Raw genomic sequence first — 20034 nt, forward strand, 5'->3', positions numbered from 1 at the left:
ACAGGAATCGCGGATGTTCGCGCATTGTCCGGCGGCGGTGCCGGCTCGACAATGATCTCACTGCCCTTCCGGAGAATCCTGTGAGCCGTCTGCCCTTGCCCACCGTCGAAACGGCGCCCGCGCCCAGCCAGCCATTCCTCGAGAAATCGCAGCGCGCGAACGGCTTCCTGCCGAATCTCGTGCGCTCGCTCGCGAATGCGCCGGTCGCCCTCGAAACCTATCTGACCGTCGCCGAGATCAACAGCCGCGCGGGCCTCACGTTCGCCGAGCGCGAAGCCGTGCAGATCACCGCCGCGGCCGTTCACGGCTGCGCGTTCTGCGTGGCCGGACACACCGCGGCCGCCTTGAAAAAGGCGCACGTCGATCGCGCCGACGTCGACGCGTTGCGCGACGGCGAGCCGGTGGCCGATGCGCGGCTGGACGCCGTCGCCGAATTCACGCGCGCCGTGATCGCGACCCGCGGCGCCGTGGCCGACGACGCGCTCGACGCGTTCGTCGCGGCCGGTTTCACCGAAGCAAACGCGCTCGAGGTGGTGCTGGGCGTGAGCCTCGCGACGTTGTGCAACTTCGCGAACAACCTGGCGCGCAACGAACTCAACCCCGAACTGGCGGCATACCGATGGGAACCCCGGACACAGGCCGCCTGACGGCGCCCGCACTCGACGCATCGCTCGTCGACTGGCTCGACTCGCACGCGACGCAGCTCGACACGAGCGCCGATCTGAAAGCCGAGGTCGTGCCGCGCCTCGCGGCCGCCGGGCTGTTCCGGATCGGCGTGCCGGCGAGCCTCGGCGGCGCGGGCGGCACGACCACGGATGCGATCGCGAGCATCGCCGCGGTGGCCGAGCATTCGCTGGCGGCGGCATTCGTGCTCTGGGGCCAGCGCAGCTTCATCGAGTATCTGCTGCAAAGCCCCAATGCCGCGCTGCGCGAGCGCTGGCTGCCGGCACTGCTCGACGGCACCTGCGCGGGTGCAAGCGGCCTGTCGAACGCGATGAAATATCTGTGCGGAATCGAGTCGCTTCAGATCGAAGCGACCGACGACTGGCGCCTGACCGGCAGGATGGCCTGGGTGACGAACCTGCGCGCGGAGCAGTTCGTGGTCGCGGCAGCCGTGTCGTTTCGCGACGGTCGGCCGTCCGCGATCGTCGCCATCCCGCATGACGCATCCGGCCTGACACGGAGTACCGATCTCGACTTGATCGCGCTGCGCGGCAGCAACACCGCCGCATTGCATCTCGCCGACGTCCCGACCGGTGCCGCGTGGCTGATCCATGCGGACGCACAGGCTTTCCTGCCCGCGGTGCGACCGGCGTTCCTCGGCTTGCAGTGCGGGCTTTCGATCGGGCTCGCGCGCCGGTCGCTGGCCGAAGCGCGCCGCGCGGCAGAAACGACGCGCGGTATTCTCGGCCCCGAAGTCGAATCCTGCGCGGCCGAACTGAGCGCCGCATGTGCGCTGCTGTCGTCCGGCATGGTCGACGGCAGCCTGCGCATGCACCCCGATCGCCTGTTCGAGCTGCGCATCACGCTCGCGACGCTGGTGGCGACCGCCGTGAACCTCGAACTCGAAGCGAGCGGCGGCCGCGGCTATCTGCGCGATGCCGGGCTCGGCTTCGATCGGCGCTGGCGCGAAGCGGCGTTCATTCCGATCGTCACGCCGAGCGTGGTGCAGTTGAAGGCGCAACTCGCGGCACGGACGCGGAGCATCGCCGCATGACGCCCGCGCTGCTGGATGCCCGCAACGTGACGCTCGGCTATGGCGAACCGCCGCGCAACATCGTGATCGCCGATGTCTCGCTGTCGGTCGATGCGGGCGAAATCGTCGCGTTGATCGGCCCGAGCGGCACCGGCAAGTCGAGCCTGCTGCGCGCACTGGCCGGCCTGGAGCGGCCGCAATCGGGCACCGTGTCCGTCAATGGCGCGACGCTGCAGGGACCGCATCCGAGGATTGCGATCGCGTTTCAGGATCCGTGCCTGTTGCCGTGGCTGTCGGCCGAAAGCAACGTCGCGTTCGGGCTCGCGTTCAAGCATCAGGACCGCCTCACGCGCGACCAGCAACGCGAGCGCGTCCAATCGGCGCTGCGTGCGGTCGGGCTCGAAGCCGCCGCGGCGCTGCGTCCGGCCCAGCTCTCCGGCGGCATGGCGCAGCGCGCGGCGCTCGCGCGGGCGTTGGCGCGTCAACCGCAGGCCCTGCTGCTCGACGAGCCGTTCTCGGCGCTCGACGAAGTCACGCGCGCCGCGATGCAACGGCTGCTGGTGAACATCGTCTCGACCACACGATGCGCGACGGTGCTCGTGACCCACGACATCGACGAAGCGCTGCTCGTGGCCGACCGCATCGTGCTGCTCGGTACGCAAGGCCGCTTCATCGATGCATGGCAGGTCGATTTCCCGCATCCGCGCGACGCGTTCGTCAGCGAACTCGGCACGATGCGCATCGACATCCTGAAAGCATTGCAGGCCGGCATGAAGCGCCCGCACGTCACCGAACCCTCCTCCCTGACCTGACTACCCATGTGCCAGATTCCGATGTCGCGCCGCGAATGGCTGAAGCTTGCGGCCCTGTTCACCGCGACGGGGGCCGCCCCGCTGCTGTCCACGGCGAACGCGCACGCCGCGGCGGACCCCGACGCGCCCGTTCGCATCGGCTATCTGCCGATTACCGACGCGGCGCCGCTGCTGGTGGCCCACAACAACGGCTACTTCGCGTCCGCAGGGTTGAACGTCGAGCCACCGAAGCTGCTGCGCAGCTGGGCGCAGCTCGTCGAAGCGTTCCTGTCCGGCCAGGTCAACGTCGTGCACCTGCTGTCGCCGATGACGCTCTGGGCGCGCTACGGCAGCCGCGCGCCGGCGAAGGTGGTCGCGTGGAATCACGTGAACGGCTCGGGGCTGACGGTCGCGCCCGACGTCGATTCGCTGCGCGATCTCGGCGGCAAGACCGTCGCGATTCCGTTCTGGTACTCGATCCACAACGTCGTGCTGCAGGACATGCTGCGCCAGCAGGGGCTCGTGCCCGTGCTCAAGCGGCGCGGCACGCCCGCGCCGAACGAGGTGAATCTGGTCGTCATGGCGCCGTCCGACATGCTGCCCGCGCTCGCCGCGCGCCAGATCGCCGGGTATATCGTCGCGGAGCCGTTCAACGCGACGGCGGAATTGATGAAGATCGGCAAGATCCTGCGCTTCACCGGCGATGTCTGGAAGAACCACGCGTGCTGCGTCGTTTTCATGCACGAGAACGATCTGACGCGGCGCCCCGCGTGGTCGCAGAAGGTTGTCGACGCGATCGTGAAGGCGCAGGTGTGGGCGCGCGCGCATCCGCAGGAAACCGCGCAGTTGATGTCGAAGGACGGCGCTCACCGCTATTCGCCGCATACGGCCGCGGCGCTGGATCGCGTGCTGGTGCCGTCGGCGTCGCTTGCCGATACCTATCGTGCGAGCGGCGCGATCCGCCATGCCGACTGGAACGGAAAACGGATCGATTTCCAGCCGTATCCGTTTCCGAGCTATACCGAGGCGCTGGTTCAGCGGCTGAAGCGCACGGTGGTCGACGGCGACAGTGCATTCCTGGCGTCGCTCGACCCCGCGTTCGCGGCCCGCGATCTCGTCGACGACCGGTTCGTGCGCAAGAGCATCGACGCGGTCGGCGGGATGGCCGCGTTCGGCCTGCCCGGCGCCTTCAAGCGTGAGGAGATCATCGTTGTCTGACGCGCTTGCCAGCCACCGCTCGTCCGCTCGCGAAACGCACCGGACCCGCGGCGCCCGTTACGCGGTGCGCGCTACCGCCGGATGGCTCGGCGTGGCCGGCCTCGTCGCGACCGTCGTCGTCTGGTGGGCCGCGATTCACGTGTTGACCGCGCCCGGCTCGCTCGGCCGGCAGTTCGCGCCGGACAGCGCGTTCGCCAGCCTGCGGGCGCTGTGTTCGGACGATCTTCTGGTCGAGCATGCGCTCGTCAGCCTGCGGCGCATCGGCGTCGGGCTTGGCGCGGCGCTGCTGGCCGGCGTCCCGCTCGGGTTGCTGATCGGCCGCGTGCAATGGGTCGAGCGCATGCTGTCGCCGACCTTCCAGTTCCTGCGGATGGTGTCGCCGTTGTCGTGGATGCCGCTCGCCGTGATGTCGTTCGGCATCGGCGACCGCGCGATCTACTTCCTGCTCGGTTTCGCCGCGTTGTGGCCCGTGCTGATGAGCACGGCCGCCGGGGTTGCGCAGATCGACCGGCGCTGGCTGCAACTCGGCGCAAGCCTGTCGGCCACCCGCCGCGAACTGCTGATCCACATCGTGCTGCCGGCCATCGCGGGGCCGCTGCTCAACGGGATCCGGCTCGCGATCGGCATCCTGTGGATCGTGCTGGTGCCCGCCGAGATGCTCGGCGTCAGCGCGGGGCTCGGTTATCTGATCCTCGACACGCGCGACCGGCTCGCGTATTCCGAACTGACGGCGGTGATTCTCGTCATCGGCGCACTGGGGTTCGCGCTCGACGGTATCGCGCGGCTATTGGCGCGCGCCGTGCTGGCGGCCGATCGCTAGCGCGACGATCGGGCCGCGATCGATCGGGCTGGCGATCGGCCGGCCCGCGAGCCGCTCAGTTCCACGCATGGCGCGCCGGACGCACGCCGTTCAGGTAGTAGTTGCCGACGAGGTGATATTTCCAGCGCACCGGGTCATGCAGCGTATGCGTGCGCGCGTTGCGCCAATGCCGGTCGAGATTGTGCTCGGCGAGCGTCGACTGCGTGCCGGCCAGCTCGAACAGCTTCTCGCCCGCGAGCAGCGCAACCTCGGTCGTCAGCACCTTGGCTTCGCCGACCGCGACCGATGCGCGCGCGACGTCGTCCTCGGTCACGTCGCCGCGCGCCGTGATCTCGTCGAGCGTGCGTGCCGCACGTTCGAGCAATGCCTCGGCCGCGTGCAGCTGGATGTGCAGATGGCCGATCTCGCGAATCGTCAGCGGATCGTCGGCAGCGCGCTCGACACCGCTGTCGACCCACGGGCGCGTGCGGGTCCGCACGAACGCCAGCGTATCGTCGATGGCCGCCTTCGCGATGCCCGCGTCGATCGCTGCCTGGATGATCTGCGACAGCGGACCGTTGAGCGTCGGCACGTCCGACACGCGCTGCGCGGGCAGCACGTGCGACGCCGGCACGCGCACCGCATCGAGCACGACCGTGCCGCTCGCGGTCGTGCGTTGCCCGAATCCCGACCAGTCGTCGATCACCGTCAGCCCCGGCGTCGGCTGCGGCACGTACGCGAGCCACGCCTGATGCGCATCGTCGAGGCCGAGCACCGGTACGTAGTGCGCGAACAGCGCGCCGGTCGAGTAGAACTTCGTGCCGTCGACGACATAGTGGTCGCCGTCTTGCCGCACGCGCGTCTTCAGGTCGAGCACGTGCTTCGTGCCCTTCTCCGAGAACCCGTTGCCGAAGCGCTTGCCGCTCAGCACTTCCGCGAAGAAATGACGCTTCTGCGCGTCGGTGCCGGTCAGCGTGATCACGTCGACCAGCCCGAAATGATTCTGCGGCAGCTGCCCGAGCGACGGATCGGCCGCTGCGACGATCTTGATGACTTCGGTCAGCGTGACATGCGATACGCCTGCGCCGCCGTATGCCTTCGGCACCGTGATCGCCCACAGCCCCGACTGCGAGAACCATTCGATTTCGTCGCGCGGCAGGCGGCGCGTGCGATCGCGCTCGGCCGCACCTTCCGCGAGCCGCTTCGCCAGCGCGTGCGCGGCCGTGATCGCCTGCGCATCGTCGGCGATCACGCGGGCCGCGTGCGTTTGCGCATCGGCCGGCTGCTCCTGGATCGTGGCGCTCGTGTCTGACATCGGATTCTCCTGTCGAGTGGCGAAAGCATTCAATCTAGCAGCGCAGCGCGGGCCGGAAAAACGAGCGATTCTCGAAACGATATTCCTTTGGATAACAAACGACCTGGCGATGAGCGCCAGCGACGACACGCTTCGGCATCGAAATCGACGCGTCAACGTCGGTGCATCTCCGTCCGGCAACGGTAATACGCATCGACGATAACGATCTGCGAATCCGTTATTGGAACGCTCGCGTCGCGCTTCCTATACTGGCCTCCCGGCGCAATCGGCCCCGCTCTTCGAGGAACACCGCATGACTTCGACGCACGCAGCCCACGACCTTTCCACCGGCACCGACTACGACGCGCTCGCGAGCCGGTTCAGGCCGATCTTCGAGCGCATCGCCGCCGGCACCGCCGAGCGCGAACGCCGCCGCGAACTGCCGCACGAGGCGATCGGCTGGCTGAAGGCCGCGGGTTTCGGCGCGATACGGTTGCCGGCGAGCGCAGGGGGCGCCGGTGCATCGCTGCCGCAGCTGTTCCGGCTGCTGACCGAGCTGGCGGCCGCCGATTCCAATCTGCCGCAGGCGTTGCGCGGGCATTTCGCGTTCGTCGAAGACTGGCTGAACGCCCCGCCCGGGCCGCAGCGCACGACCTGGTTCGACCGCTTCGCCAGCGGCCAGCTCGTCGGCAATGCGTGGTCGGAGGCCGGCGACGTGCCGCTCGGCCAGACCGTCACCAAGGTGTCGGAACGCAACGGCCGGCTCGTGCTGAACGGCCGGAAGTTCTACAGCACGGGCAGCCTGTTCGCCGACTGGATCGACGTGTTCGCGCAGCGCGCACACGACGGCAGCGACGTGATCGTGGCCGTCGCGACCGCGCAGCCCGGCGTGATCCGCGAGGACGACTGGGACGGCTTCGGCCAGACGACGACCGGCAGCGGCACCACGCGCTTCGAGGATGCGGCCGTCGACGCCGACAACGTGATCGACTTCGCGCGCCGCTTCAAATACCAGACCGCGTTCTACCAGTTGTTCCACGTCGCGACGCTGGCCGGCATCGGTCATGCGATCGTGCGCGACGCGGGCGAGCTCGTGCGCAACCGGACGCGCGTGTACAGCCACGGCAACGCACCACGCGCGGGCGACGACGCGCAACTGCAGCAGGTAATCGGCGAAATTGCTTCGTGGGCGTACGCGGCCGACGCGCTCGCGCTGCGCGCCGCGCAGCCGCTTCAGCAGGCCTATGAAGCGCACTTCGGCGACGACGAAGTGGCCGAGCACGCGGCGAACGTCGCGGCCGAGATCGAATCCGCGCAGAGCCAGCTCGTCGTGTCCGAACTCGTGCTGCGCGCGGCGACGCGCCTGTTCGACGCGCTCGGCGCGTCCGCGACGCGCACCACGACCGCGCTCGACCGCCACTGGCGCAACGCACGCACGGTGTCGTCGCACAATCCGCTCGTCTACAAGGCGCGGATCGTCGGCGACTGGGTCATCAACGGCCGTACGCCGCCGTTCGTCTGGCGCGTCGGCAACGGTGCGGGCGCCGGCGCGGAAACGGGGGCCGCACGATGAGCAAGACGATTCGCTTCAACGCGTTCGAGATGAACTGCGTCGGCCACCAGTCGCCGGGCCTGTGGGCGCATCCGCGCGACCGCTCGTGGCAGTACAAGGATCTCGACTACTGGACCGACCTCGCCCGCGTGCTCGAACGCGGGATCTTCGATGCGATCTTCATCGCGGACGTGATCGGCTATTACGACGTCTACAAGGGCAGCAACTATCACGCGCTGCACCAGGCCGCGCAGATCCCGGTCAACGATCCGATTCAGCTCGCCGCGCCGATCGCGATGGCGACCGAGCATCTCGGCATCGGCATCACCGCGTCGACGACGTTCGAGCACCCGTACACGTTCGCGCGCCGGCTGTCGACGGCCGACCATCACACGAAGGGCCGGCTCGCGTGGAATATCGTCACGTCGTACCTCGAGAGCGGCGCGAAGAATGTCGGCGACCATGGCCTGCGCACGCACGACGACCGCTATGCGGTCGCAGCCGAATACGTCGAGGTGCTGTACAAGCTGTTCGAGGGCAGCTGGGAGGATGGCGCGGTGGTGCGCGATCGCGACGGCCGCGTGTTCACGCATCCCGAGAAAGTGCACGAGATCGGCCACAAGGGGCGCTTCTTCGACGTGCCCGGCTACCATCTGTGCGAACCGTCGCCGCAGCGCACGCCGGTGCTGTTCCAGGCCGGCGCGTCCGGCCCCGGCAAGGCGTTCGCCGCGCAGCACGCGGAATGCGTGTTCGTCGCGGCACCGACCCGCGAGCAGCTCGCGCGCTACGTGGCCGACGTGCGTGCGCAGGCTGCCGCGGCGGGCCGCGATCCGGCCAAGGTGCTGATCTACAACCTCGTCACGGTGATCGTCGACGAAACCGACGAAAAGGCGCAGGCCAAGTTCGACGAATACCGCCGCTACGTGTCGTACGACGGCTCGCTGGTATTCATGTCGGGCTGGACCGGCATCGACTTCGGCCAGTATGCGCCGACCGATCCCGTCCGGCGCGTCGAAACGAATGCCATCGTGTCGGCCGTCGAGCACCTGTCGGGCGGCGACACGGCGTGGACGATCGAGGCGCTGGCCGCATGGGGCGGCATCGGCGGGCTGGGCCCGGTGTTCGTCGGCTCCGCCGCGACCGTCGCGGATATCCTGCAGGAATGGGTCGCGGCGACCGACGTCGACGGCTTCAATCTCGCGTATGCGGTCGCGCACGAAACCTTCGAGGACGTCGTGCGTCACCTCGTTCCGGAACTGCAGCGGCGTGGCGTGTACCCGACCGCGTATGCGCCGGGCACGCTGCGCGAGAAGCTGTTCGGCGGCACGGCACGACTGCCGGACGAGCATCCTGCCGCGCAGTTTCGCGATATCGAGCAGGTCAAGCGTGAAGCCGAGCGGGAGGCCGTCAGCGCATAGCGGGACGTCGAGGCCGGTCTGCCCGCATTCGCGCGGCGACCGGCTGCAGTGCAAACGGCTTCGTGCGGTCCGACGAAGCCGTTGGTGTTTTCCGGGGACGGCGAGCGTCCCCGTCGCGCCTACGCAACGCGTTCGTCATCGACGTCGTACGCCGTCGGTTCGTAACGCACGATCAGCAGGAACACGATCGGCGTGACCGCACTGATCGCGACGACCCAGAACATGTCGGTGCCGAGACGCGCCTGCAGGATCGGCAGCACGAACAGCGCGAGCGCCTGGCCGATGCCGCACAGCGAACGCCCGAACCCGACGCCGGTGCCGCGGATCGCGGCCGGATACGACAGCGTCGGATAGATCATCATCTGCGCACCGGGCCCGAAGCCCTCGGCGAACAGCCAGGTCCCGAGCATCAGCAGCACGATGCCGACCGCGAGCGCACCGTGCGGATGGCCCGCCAGCGCCAGCGCGACGAGCGCGACCGTTTGCAGTGCGAAGCCCGCGATCGCGACATGGCGCGACGGATAGCGATACGCGAGGCGCATGCCCAGCAGCCCGCCGGTGAATGCGAACAGCACGTTCAGCGCGAGCGAGGCCGCGATCGTCTCGAACACGCCCGCGCCGAGAAACTGCGACAGGATCGACGGCAGGAAGAACGCAATCGCCGTGTACTCGAACGGGATGCACAGGTTCATCACGCTGGCGACGATCGTGCGCCCGAGATACGGGCGCTGGAACAGCACGCGAATCCGTACGGGCGGCGGGCTCGGCTCGCGCGGCGCATCCTCGGCTTCGTGCGCGTGAATGCCGTACGACTCGCGCAGGATGCGCGCGGCATTCGCCAGGTCGCCCTGGTTCGCGGCCCACAGCGGCGATTCGTTCATGAACCGGTTCCGGAACAGGATGATGACGAGCGCCGGCACCGCGCCGAAGATCAGCGACGCGCGCCACAGCCATCCCGCATGTTCGGCCGGCAGCAGGAAATACAGGCCGAAGATCAGCAGGAAGCAGACCGACGACGCGACGTACCACATCGGGCACCACGCCGCGAGCCGCGACGCCTTGTTGCCGCGCCCGTTGAACTTCGAGAATTCCGCGAGAAACGCCATCGCGACGGGCAGGTCGATGCCGACGCCGAGGCCCATCACGAAGCGGGCGCCGATCAGCACCCAGACGTTCGGCGCCAGCCCCGCCGCGATCGCCGCGACCACGAAGAACAGCATGTCGGCCATGAACACCTGGTAGCGGCCGATCCGGTCGGTCAGCCAGCCGCCGATCAGGCTGCCGAAGATCGTGCCGATCATGATCGCCGAACCGACGAGCCCGGTCAGCGCGGGAGTCAGCCCGAATTCGCGCGCGACGTCGTCGATGCCGTAGGACAGCGTCGTCAGGTCGTACGCATCGAGAAACACGCCGCCGAGCGCCAGCAGCACGATCATCCGCGCATGGCTGACCGAACTGTCGACCGTATTGATCAGGCGCGCGACATCGCTGGCCGAGCGGATGGGGGAAGAAATGGGTGTGGCGGGGCTTAGATCGATCGAACTCATCGCATTCCTTAGTGTTTGGCGGAATGCACGCCGAGTTCGGCGTGAAGCCGGGAACCGGGCTCGTGCATTCGCGACAGGCGGGATCTCGACGGAACGCGGGCGCGTCGACAGGCGCCGTCATTGCGTTCCGGCAGCGGGCATTCTGTTCCCCCGATCCGGGTATCCCAACCGATATAAAGCGATAAATTAATCGGCCTGCGTCATAAAGTTGCCCGACCGGCACGCTTAGCAGCAGCGTGCATGTTCAATCGCGGATTTCTTCGTTACCGGATCGCGCGCGCTTCGTTACATTAGTCGATCACCTGCCTGTTCGCGGCGCGTTGCCGCTCTTCCGGAGATTCCCCGATGAAGCCGTTCTGGTCCCGCGCGTGGCAATCCGCGGCCCTCGTCGTTGCCGCACTTGCCGGCCTCGTATCGATAGAGGCGCACGCGGCGACACCCGCGGAAATCCGCGTCGACTATGCGTACTACTCGCCCGAGAGCCTCGTGATCCGCCACTTCGGCTGGCTCGACGACGAGTTCAAGGCCGATCGCACGTCGATTCGCTGGGTGCTGAGCCTCGGCAGCAATCGCGCGCTCGAATACCTGAACAGCGGCGCGGTCGATTTCGGCTCGGCTGCCGGGCTGGCGTCGGTGCTCGCACGCGCGAACGGCAACCCGATCCACGCGGTCTACGTGTTCTCCCGCCCCGAGTGGACGGCGCTCGTGGTACGCAAGGATTCGCCGATCCGCACGCTCGCCGACCTGAAGGGCAAGAAAATCGCCGCGACGCGCGGCACCGATCCGTTCCTGTTCACGCTGCGCGCACTGCACACGGCCGACCTGACGCGCGACGACGTCGAGATCGTCAACCTGCAGCATCCGGACGGCCGCACGGCCCTCGCGAACGGTCAGGTCGATGCATGGGCCGGGCTCGATCCGCACATGGCCGCGGCGCAGCTCGACGACGGCGCGCGACTCCTGTACCGCAACGTCGCGTTCAATACGTATGGATTTCTGAACGTCCGCGATGCGTTCGCCGGCCAGTATCCGCAGGCGGTCACACGTGTGCTGAAAGTCTACGACCGCGCGCGCCAGTGGATCGTTGCGCATCCGGCCGACACCGCGCAGATCGTGGCCGACGAATCGAAGGTGTCGCTGCCGGTCGCGAAGCTGCAGCTGCAGCGCAACGACTTCAGCGACCCGGTGCCGGGCGACACCCAGCGCGCGGCGCTGAAGGCTGCGGCGCCGGTGCTGACGGCCGAGCAACTGACCAAGCCGGGTGTCGATCCCGCGAAGATCGTCGATACGTTGATCGATCCGTCGTTCGCGCGCCCGCTCGTCGCCGCGTCGAAGTGAGGGTATCGCGATGACGGACACCGCTGCCCGCGGCGACGCACTCGCGACGCGTCACGCGGCATCGGCCCGTGCAGGCCGCCGCGACCCGCTTCGCGCGTGGCGCATCGCAGGCGTCGCGCTGCCGTTCGCTGCGCTCGTGCTGCTGGAGTGCGTCGTGCGGCGCGGCTGGCTGCCCGACCACCTCGTCCCGGCGCCGAGCGAAATTCTCGATGCGCTCGCGCATCTGGGCGTCACGCGTGTCGCACGCCATGTCGGCGCGAGCACGCTGCGGGTCGCGGCCGGCTTTGCGGCCGGCGCCGGGCTCGCGCTCGCCGTCGGCGCGGCGATGGGCCTGAGCCGCCGGATCGACGCGCTGCTCGAGCCGACGTTCCAGGCGCTGCGCGCGATTCCGTCGCTCGCGTGGGTGCCCGTGCTGTTGCTGTGGCTCGGCATCGACGAAGCGCCGAAGATCACGCTGATCGCGATCGGCGCATTCTTCCCGGTTCACCTCGCGGTCGTCGCCGGCATTCGCGACGTCGACCGCAAGCTCGTCGAGCTCGGCGCGGTTTATCGGCTCGGCCCGCTCGCGCTGTTCCGCCGCATCCTGCTGCCGGCCGCGCTGCCGCAGATCTTCACCGGCTTGCGTACCGGCCTCAGTCTCGCGTGGATGTTCATGGTTGCCGCGGAGCTGATCGCGGCGACGCGCGGCCTCGGCTTCCTGTTGAGCGACGGCCGGGAAACCGGGCGCCCCGATCTCGTGTTCGGCGCGATCCTGCTGCTCGCGTTGCTCGGCAAGCTGACCGACGGCGCGATGCGGCGCATCGAATTGCGCTGGCTCGGCTGGCGCGACGCATTCGACGGCGCGTCCCGCGAGGGTTCGGCATGAGTACGGCGGCTTCTGCGCGCACGATGGCGGATACCGATACGCCGCTGCTCGACCTGCGGATCGCCCGCAAGCAATACGGGGATCGCACGATCCTCGCCGACATCGCGTTGCAGGTGACGCGCGGCGAGATCGTCTGCGTGGTCGGTCCGAGCGGCTGCGGGAAAAGCACGCTGCTGCGGATCGTCGCCGGTCTCGACGCGCATTTCCGTGGCAATGTGAGCATCGACGGCATCGCGCTCGACGGGCCGTCCGCGCGCGTCGGCGTGATTTTCCAGGAACCGCGGCTGCTGCCGTGGCTGTCGATCGCCGACAACGTCGGCTTCCCGGCCGGCCCGCGCGGCGGTCGCGACCCGAGTGTCATGCGCCTGCTCGACGAAGTCGGCCTGGCCGGCGTCGCGCGGCAACTGCCGGCCACGCTGTCGGGCGGGATGGCCCAGCGCGCCGCGATCGCGCGCGGGCTGTTCGGCGAGCCGGATCTGTTGCTGCTCGACGAACCGTTCAGCGCGGTCGACGCGATCACGCGGATGCGCTTGCAGACGCTGCTGCTCGATGTCGTCCACCGGCACCGGATGGCCGCGATCGTCGTCACGCACGATCTCGACGAGGCGCTGTATCTCGGCGATCGCGTGCTGATGCTCGCGCCGAACCCCGGCCGCGTCGACGACGAGATTCGCGTCGAGGTCGCGCGGCCGCGCGATCGCCGCGATCCTGCGCTGGCCGCGCTGCGCGCGCGGCTGCTCGGTGCGTTCCAGCGCTTTCACGATCGTGTGGACGGCACGCAATAAGGCACAATACGCGGCCTGAACATTCGACCGCGGTCAAACCATGCGCTTCGTCGTCGTCGGAACAAGCGGTGCCGGGAAATCCACCTTCTCCAGCGCGCTGGCCACTGCCGCGGGCTGCCCGTACATCGAACTCGACCGACTGTACTGGGGGCCCGGCTGGACCGCCGTGCCGCCCGAACAGTTCGAGCAAGCCGTGCTGGCGGCGACGACCGGCGACCGCTGGGTCGCCGACGGAAACTACAGCGCCGTGCGCGACGTACTGTGGTCGCGCGCCACGCATGTCGTCTGGCTCAACTTCGGGCGCTGGACGGTGTTCTCCCGCGTGCTCCGGCGCACGATCGGCCGCGGACTGACGCGTACCGAGCTTTCCCACGGCAACCGGGAATCGCTGCGAATGGCGTTCTGCTCGCGCGACTCGGTGCTGCTGTGGTCGTACACCACGTTCGACACGAACCGCATCAAGTTCGCGAAACTGCGCGACGACCCGAAATACGCGCATCTGCAATGGACGGAAATCACCGTGCCCTCGCATACTCGCGCGTTCATCGACAGGCATGCCCGCGCCGGCAGTTGAGCACGGCGTGAGCGGCGCCCCGCGTCAGTCGTCGAACGTGCCTTGGTATTCCGGCGCGGCATCCGCGCGCGTGTTCAGCTCGAACATCACGCCACCGGGCTCCCGGCAAAAGAATCGCGAACCGCGCCCGTTGTTGAAGATGTCCGTTTCCATCGCGACGCCCTCTCCCCTGAAGCGCTCGTACAGCGCGCGCACGGCATCGAGGCTCGGCAGTTCGAACCCGACGTGGAAATTCGCCGGCCATGCGGGTACGCCGTCGCCGACGTGATCGATCACGACGTCGAAGCCCGGGCGCTTCAGGATCCAGGATCGGTCCCAGCTTCCCGCGATCGTGAAGCCGAGGTAGCGCTCGAAGAATCGGGCCGTCGCCAGCGTATCGGCCGAAGGGAAGCTCAGGTGATTGAGCTTCATCGTGTGTGTGGTGCCGGTCATCGTCGTGTTCTCGCATGCGGTGATGGGCGGAGACCCCATGCCGTTCCGCCCGACGACTTCAGAATACGAGCGAAGGCTCACATTCAACAACTCGCATTGGACAGGCGTCCGGACCGCGCGTGAAACCCGTGCGGGGCCGTCGGTTGACGTGTGGAGGCGATCGCGGCGGAACGCGCTACTCGCATTCGGGACGGGCTGGCCGGCCACGCACGACACGTGTACCGCGCCGCGCGGCCGGATCAGGCGGCTTCCGGGAGGCGCCCGTGCATGACCATTTCCGGTGGGGGACGCTTTCGGATCACGAATTCGATGCCTGCTTCACCGACCGCCGTCAATGTCTGGTCCGCTCGAGGCAGGCGGAACCGGAACGTGGCATCGAGCAGCTCCGCCTTGAGCGGCTGCGCGCACGGTCCCAACGTCTGAAGCAAGTCAAACAGATTGAGCGAGCGGGAACTCCACGACCGTGCCTTCCATAACGTAAACGTCCATTTGTGGTCGTCATTGAACGTGGACGGGAACTGGCCTTGTTCGTACAGATCTTCATCGGGCACCATGCAGACCAGATGACCGCTGGGTTTCAGCACCCGGAACCAGTTGTGCAGCGCCTCCACGGGGTCGCGCATGTGCTCGAGGCAATGCGAGGAGTGCACGAAATCCAAGCTTTCGTCCGGCACGCCGGCAAGGAGTTGCGCGTCGCCATCCGGCATGTCCCAGGCACGGACCGAGCGCATGCCGGGGAAAAATTCATGATATTGCGCAATCGAATCCTCTCCCGCACCCACGTCGATTCCGTCGCCGACGAAGTACCGCGTAGCGAATCGGACATCGTGCAGACGGCGTGCTATTGCTTTGCTGGCTTCATTCAAGATGCAACTCCGCAGGGTGTGAATGCTTGATGCGAAGCCGTATGATACGGAGAAATCGGGTCGGCACGTTGCCAGAAACGTGCCGACCGCGTTCGATTACATCGGGATGTTCCGCAATCCCGAGCATCGGCACGGGACTGTTGATTGCATCACGTCAAACGTGCCGGCTAGAACTGATAACCCGCGCCGACCACCGCGCCGAAGTCCGACCGCGTGTTGCCCGTCACCGATGCCTTGACGACCCAGCGGTTGCTTTCCGTCACGTACGAGTACCCCGCCGCAAAGCCCTGCTGGCCGTGATAGTTCGACGTCGCCGCCGACACCATCGAGCGCCCCGCACCGGTCGGCTGCGGCAAGCCCGCTACCGCCATCGCCGACGCGACACCGCCGTACATGTCCTTCTTCAGGTCGTTGAACGAGTTGTACACCTGGCCGATGCGCTGGTCGGTGTAGCCCTTCGCCTGCGTCGACGCCGTCGCGAGATTGTCGTTCAACTGCTGCACGTTCACCGCGTCGGTCGGCGCCGTGCCGGCCGCGACGTTCGTGACCTGACGCTCGCTGCCCTTCGCACCGACCGAGAACGAGTTGTCGCGATCGGCGACCGAGCCCTGGCCGACCGCCACCGCGTTCTTGCCGGTCGCGGTCGCCGTCGAGCCGATCGCACCCGCATCGGCACGCGCGATCCACGTGGTGTTCGCGTCGGTCGCGGCCGCGCGGATCTTGTCGTTGGCCGCGACATTCTGCAGCGCGGTGTTGAACTGGCCCACGTTCACCGCGTCGTTGGCGTTCACGCCGGCCGCGACGCCGGTCAGCACGCGGTCGCCCGCCGTGCCGGAGAAGTTCACGCTGGTGCCGCCCGTGTCCTTCCCGACCGTGATCGCGCCGTTCGGATCCTGCTGCTGCACGAGGCCGGCCTTGCCGTTCGCGATGTTGGTCACGCTCCCTTGCAGGTTCGAGATGTCGGTGGTGTTCCTCGACACCTGCTGGTTGGTCGCATACAGCTGCGAGCCGTTCACCGCATCCGTGCTGGCAGCGCTGAGCGTGCCTGCCTGCACGTTGGTGATGCGCGTGCCGCCGGCGCCGCCGAGCGTGATCGTGCTCTTCGAGCTGTCGTCGTACTGCACGGCGAGCGCGCCGAGCTGGTTGAGGTTCGACTGCACGTCCTTCAGCTGCTTCACGTTCACCGCGTCCGTATCGCTGGTGCCCGCGGCGACGTTCTTGAGCACGACGGACGAATTGACGTCGCCGCCGACGAGCGACACCGAATTCAGCCGGTTGCCGTTCGTGTCGACGTCGTATTTGACGACGTTCTTCACGGCTTCGCCGGCCTGGTTCGATACGTTCGTGATCTGCTGCTCGAGCGCGGATTTCACGCCCGACAGCTGGCCGCCGTTCACCGCGTCCGTGCTGCCCGCGGCGACGTTGCCGTCGGCCACGTTCGTCAGCTTCGTCGGCGCACCGCCGCGCGCCGCGCTGTATGCGCCGAGCGTCGGGTCGAACTGCAGCGCGTCCTGCTGCAGCCCGGCGATCGCGGCCGTGTTGCCGGCGATGTTCGTTTCGGCATTGCCGAGGCGCGTTTCGTGATTCGCGAGCGTCGTCGTGTTGCTGCCGACGCGGCCGTCGAGATTCGTCAGCGCGTCGCCGACATTGTTGAACGCGCTGCCGCCGATCTTGTAGTTCGGTGCGCTGATCGAGCCGTCGGGGTTCGACGTCGCGCCGCCGCCGAGTGCGGCCGCGGTACCGTCGATCGCGCTGCGCAGTTGCGCGCCGTTCACCGCATCGGTGCTGCCGGCCGCCACGTTGCCGGCGGCGACGTTGGTCACGCGCACCGGGCTGCCGCCGTTGCCCGCGCCGAGCGAAATCTGCTGCTTGCTCGCATCGTCGTATTTCACGGCCAGCGCGTCGAGCTGGCTCGTACCGTCATGAATCGCCGCGGTCAGCTGGTCGACGTTGACCGCGTCGGTGCCTGCCTTGCCGGCCGCAACGTTGCTGATGAGCTGCGGGCCGTGGCCGCCGTGGCTGGCATCGTAGGCGCCGAGGCCCGGGTTCCACTGGAGCGCATCCTGCTGGAGCGCCGCGATGTTGCCCGTATTCGTCGTCACCTGGTTGCCGACGGTCGTGATCGACTGGTTGAGCGTGTCGGTCGCCTTGCCCAGCTGGCCCACGTTCACGGCGTCGTTCGCGGCAACCCCGTCCGCGACATTGTGCAGGCCGACCGGTGCCGCCGCGCCCGTTCCGCCGAGCGTGACGCCGCTGTGTGCGTCGCTGTCGTACTGCACGGCGTTCTTCGTCGCGTCGCCGATCTGGCTCGTGATCGACGTGCTCAGGTTGCCGAGCGTCGTGCTGAGGTTGTTCGTCACGCTCGTGCTGAGCGACGCGAGGCCGCCGCTCAATTGCCCGAGGTTGACCGCATCGTGCACGCCCTTGCCGTCGGCGACGTTGTGCAGCGTCGTGCCGTTCGTGCCCGCGAACGTCACCGAGTCGAAGCCGCTTGCGCCGTCGTACTTGACGTTGCGCGCATCGGCCGCCTGCAGGCCGCCGATGTTCGACGCGGCCGTGCTCAGCGACGTGTTGATGCCGGTCACGCTGCTCTGCAGGTTCGCGATGTTCGAGGTTGCCGTCGAGATGGACGTCTGCAGCGGTGTAACGCTGCCCTTCAATTGCCCGACGTTGACGGCGTCGGTATCGGCCACGCCCGCCGCGACGCCGCCGATCGTGGTGCCGCCGGCGCCGTCGAGCGCGATCGCCGCATGCGTGTTGTCGGTGTACTTCACGACGTCCTGCGTGGCGGTGACGATGCTGGTGCTGAGGCTGTTGCCGACGTTGGTCACGCGCTGGTCGACGTTCGAGATCGTGGTCGACAGCGAATTGCCGACCGACGTCACGCGTGCGTCGACATTGCCGATACCCGTGCTGAGCGTGCTGTTCACGTTCTTCAACTGCTGGACGTTGACGGCGTCCGTATCGGCCGCGCCCGCCGCGACGTTCTTGAGCTGGCGCTCGCTGCCGATTGCGCCGAACGACACCGCGCCGCCGACCGGCGCGGCCGTGCCGCCGAAGACCGGCGTGCCGCCGTTGTTGGCGCCGATGGCGCCCGAACCGATCGCGACCTGGTTGTTGCCGTTCGTCTGCGCGCCCGCGCCGATCGCCACCGCCTGCGTGCCGGCGGCACGCGTCTGCGTCGCCGCGTCGTACGACGCACCGGCCGATACGCCGTCGCTCGACGTCGGGTTCGCGCCGCCGATCGCGACCGAGCGGTCGCCGCTGGCGAGCGCCGAGTGGCCGAGCGCGATCGAGCTCGTGCCGTGCGCATCCGCGACGTTGCCGAGCGCCATCGAGAAATCGCCGATCGCGGCCGACTGCCGACCGATCGCCAGCGCCGTGTTGCCCTGCGCGACGGCCACCGTGCCGATCGCGGTGGACGAGTTCGCCAGCGCCTGCGAGCCGACACCAATCGCGATCGCGCCGCCGCTGCTGCTGCCGCCGTTGCTGCTCGCGTTCGACTGGTCGCCGATCGCGATGCCGCTGGTGCCGGCCTTCGCGTTCGTACCCTGCGTCACGTTCGTGGTACTCACCGCCACGAAATTGCCGCTCTTCGTGGCAACGCACAGCGGGTTGGTGCCGTCGATGCACTGCCCGTTCAGCGCGTTGTCCGGGTTGCCGCGGTCGACGAAATTGTCGGCGTGCGCGGCACCTGCGATCAGCACACCTGCGCCCGTGAACATCGCGGCGGCAAGCGCCGAAATCTGCTTCCTCTTCATGGTCTTCTGCTCCGTTGTGTAGCGTCTGGTTTGAATATGGACTACTTACTTTCTTCGACAGCTTCGACTTCGATTTCGATTGCGACTTCGGTGCGGAACCCGATTCCTGGATCCGGCGTGGCCTTGTCGGAAGCGGCCTGCATCGACGTCCGTTTCGACAGGACGATCGAAGCCTCCGAGCACGCCGTCTTCTCACGGCCCGTTCCGTCAATCAGGAAACTGCATTAGGAATGCGTACTACTTTTCATGGGCGAGTCGGCCCTCGACTGAATCCGGAGATTCAACCTGCCGTTACAAATACCTCTGGTGTGATGTCGCGCCGACCGCGACCAACCCCGCTTCTTTTATTTCGTCTTCGGCAGCCGGCGTTTCGCTTCCGCACCACGAGCATTCGCCCGGACGCGCATCAATCGATGCATCGGATTCGAATCGCACAACGTCCGTCACAACTTGCGGCGCCGTTCGTTACGCTGTGCTATCCGGCATTCAAAGTTCGGACGAATTATGGGACACGACATTAAATTATTAAAGGCGACATTCTTTATAGATTGTGAAATCCTATATATTCAATGAGTTACGTTAAATACAGGCATCTCGCAAACGATTTCGCGCCACCAAAATTAATCAGGATGTTTTGCCGGGCGGACAAATGCTTTGCCAAAGCAGATTTGAATTAAAAAGGATTATTAAGCGTCCATAAAAAACTGGCCGACCGCTCGACCGCACACCTGATACTCGCGTAAACCATTAGTATGGGCACATATCAACGCGCGAGTTCCTGTCGAAAACCGCCATTTTTAAAATCGGGAAAGCAGCATGACTCGAATAGCATCGTCGCGTCTGGCGGGATTCGAAATAAGCTCCTACAATTCCGCTCGCATTGATTTCCGCAGTCGCGATCTTCACGACGCGGGCACGGCAATCGTCCGCGTCCTTGCCGGCGCGGCGATCAAAAAAACGAACGCCGTGTCATGCGGCGACCGGCTGCCTGCCGCGCAGTGCCGGCATCCTCCGGAATCGATGCGTGCGTGCGATGCGTGGTTGCGTCGTCATAGAGCGGCTCACGACGTTTCCCCCGAACCGGGCAGGCCACCCGCG

The 20034-nt window shown here is 67.2% G+C and carries 16 protein-coding genes; 11 read left to right on the top strand and 5 right to left on the bottom strand.

The genetic code is table 11. The features are described 5' to 3' along the window. Positions 1-80: 80 nt before the first annotated feature. Genes DIE03_RS05605 through DIE03_RS05625 form a run of 5 tightly spaced genes read left to right on the top strand, consistent with a single transcriptional unit; the run spans position 81 to position 4525 of the window. The gene (locus DIE03_RS05605) at positions 81-647 is read left to right on the top strand and encodes a carboxymuconolactone decarboxylase family protein (RefSeq protein WP_124448300.1); all 567 of its coding nucleotides are present in this window, start codon (positions 81-83) and stop codon (positions 645-647) included. Then, positions 620-1717 carry an acyl-CoA dehydrogenase family protein gene (locus DIE03_RS05610; RefSeq protein ID WP_124448302.1) on the top strand — a complete coding sequence of 366 codons (1098 nt, stop codon included), beginning with the start codon at positions 620-622 and terminating at the stop codon, positions 1715-1717. The genes DIE03_RS05605 and DIE03_RS05610 overlap by 28 nt, the downstream gene beginning before the upstream one ends. Beyond that, positions 1714-2508, top strand: a complete 795-nt coding sequence (locus tag DIE03_RS05615) for an ABC transporter ATP-binding protein (RefSeq protein WP_124448304.1) — start codon at positions 1714-1716, stop codon at positions 2506-2508. The genes DIE03_RS05610 and DIE03_RS05615 overlap by 4 nt, the downstream gene beginning before the upstream one ends. A gap of 6 nt (positions 2509-2514) precedes the next feature. Continuing rightward, the gene (locus DIE03_RS05620) at positions 2515-3705 is read left to right on the top strand and encodes an ABC transporter substrate-binding protein (protein ID WP_124448306.1); all 1191 of its coding nucleotides are present in this window, start codon (positions 2515-2517) and stop codon (positions 3703-3705) included. Further along, a complete protein-coding gene (locus DIE03_RS05625; RefSeq protein ID WP_124448308.1) occupies positions 3698-4525 on the top strand; it encodes an ABC transporter permease in 828 nt (275 codons plus the stop codon). Before DIE03_RS05620 ends, DIE03_RS05625 begins: the two co-directional genes overlap by 8 nt. Positions 4526-4580: 55 nt before the next feature. Here the strand turns inward: DIE03_RS05625 and DIE03_RS05630 are convergent, their stop codons facing one another. Continuing rightward, a complete protein-coding gene (locus DIE03_RS05630; RefSeq protein ID WP_124448310.1) occupies positions 4581-5819 on the bottom strand; it encodes an SfnB family sulfur acquisition oxidoreductase in 1239 nt (412 codons plus the stop codon). A 292-nt stretch (positions 5820-6111) separates the two neighbouring features. Between DIE03_RS05630 and DIE03_RS05635 the strand changes: the two genes are divergently transcribed. Both DIE03_RS05635 and DIE03_RS05640 read left to right on the top strand, forming a co-directional pair. After that, positions 6112-7371 (top strand): acyl-CoA dehydrogenase family protein, encoded by a 1260-nt coding sequence (locus DIE03_RS05635; protein WP_124448312.1) that lies wholly within the window; start codon positions 6112-6114, stop codon positions 7369-7371. Then, complete coding sequence (locus DIE03_RS05640) at positions 7368-8768, top strand: LLM class flavin-dependent oxidoreductase (protein ID WP_124448314.1); 1401 nt, start codon at positions 7368-7370, stop codon at positions 8766-8768. Before DIE03_RS05635 ends, DIE03_RS05640 begins: the two co-directional genes overlap by 4 nt. A 119-nt stretch (positions 8769-8887) precedes the next feature. Here the strand turns inward: DIE03_RS05640 and DIE03_RS05645 are convergent, their stop codons facing one another. After that, complete coding sequence (locus DIE03_RS05645; protein WP_124448316.1) at positions 8888-10315, bottom strand: MFS transporter; 1428 nt, start codon at positions 10313-10315, stop codon at positions 8888-8890. Between the two features lie 345 nt (positions 10316-10660). Here DIE03_RS05645 and DIE03_RS05650 point away from each other — a divergent pair, with 345 nt between their 5' ends. The 4 genes from DIE03_RS05650 to DIE03_RS05665 are packed head-to-tail and all read left to right on the top strand — an operon-like array spanning position 10661 to position 13877. Then, the gene (locus DIE03_RS05650) at positions 10661-11653 is read left to right on the top strand and encodes an aliphatic sulfonate ABC transporter substrate-binding protein (RefSeq protein ID WP_124448318.1); all 993 of its coding nucleotides are present in this window, start codon (positions 10661-10663) and stop codon (positions 11651-11653) included. 10 nt (positions 11654-11663) lie between these two features. After that, a complete protein-coding gene (locus DIE03_RS05655; RefSeq protein WP_124448320.1) occupies positions 11664-12518 on the top strand; it encodes an ABC transporter permease in 855 nt (284 codons plus the stop codon). After that, a complete protein-coding gene (locus DIE03_RS05660; protein WP_124448322.1) occupies positions 12515-13303 on the top strand; it encodes an ABC transporter ATP-binding protein in 789 nt (262 codons plus the stop codon). Before DIE03_RS05655 ends, DIE03_RS05660 begins: the two co-directional genes overlap by 4 nt. A 40-nt stretch (positions 13304-13343) precedes the next feature. Then, positions 13344-13877 carry a toxin gene (locus DIE03_RS05665; protein WP_124448324.1) on the top strand — a complete coding sequence of 178 codons (534 nt, stop codon included), beginning with the start codon at positions 13344-13346 and terminating at the stop codon, positions 13875-13877. 24 nt (positions 13878-13901) lie between these two features. Here the strand turns inward: DIE03_RS05665 and DIE03_RS05670 are convergent, their stop codons facing one another. The 3 genes from DIE03_RS05670 to DIE03_RS05680 all read right to left on the bottom strand — a co-directional run bounded on the left by DIE03_RS05670 (position 13902) and on the right by DIE03_RS05680 (position 18936). Then, on the bottom strand, positions 13902-14309 hold the full coding sequence (locus DIE03_RS05670; protein WP_185658110.1) for a VOC family protein: 408 nt from the start codon (positions 14307-14309) through the stop codon (positions 13902-13904). Positions 14310-14548: 239 nt separating this feature from the next. Further along, entirely contained in the window at positions 14549-15175 is a 627-nt protein-coding gene (locus DIE03_RS05675; protein WP_124448326.1) for a methyltransferase domain-containing protein, read from the bottom strand. A gap of 167 nt (positions 15176-15342) precedes the next feature. Then, positions 15343-18936, bottom strand: coding sequence for a YadA family autotransporter adhesin (locus tag DIE03_RS05680; RefSeq protein ID WP_124448327.1), 3594 nt, complete (start codon positions 18934-18936; stop codon positions 15343-15345). Between the last annotated feature and the right edge of the window lie 1098 nt (positions 18937-20034).

The sequence above is a fragment of the Burkholderia sp. Bp8992 genome, assembly GCF_003853705.1.
Classification (GTDB): Bacteria; Pseudomonadota; Gammaproteobacteria; order Burkholderiales; family Burkholderiaceae; genus Burkholderia.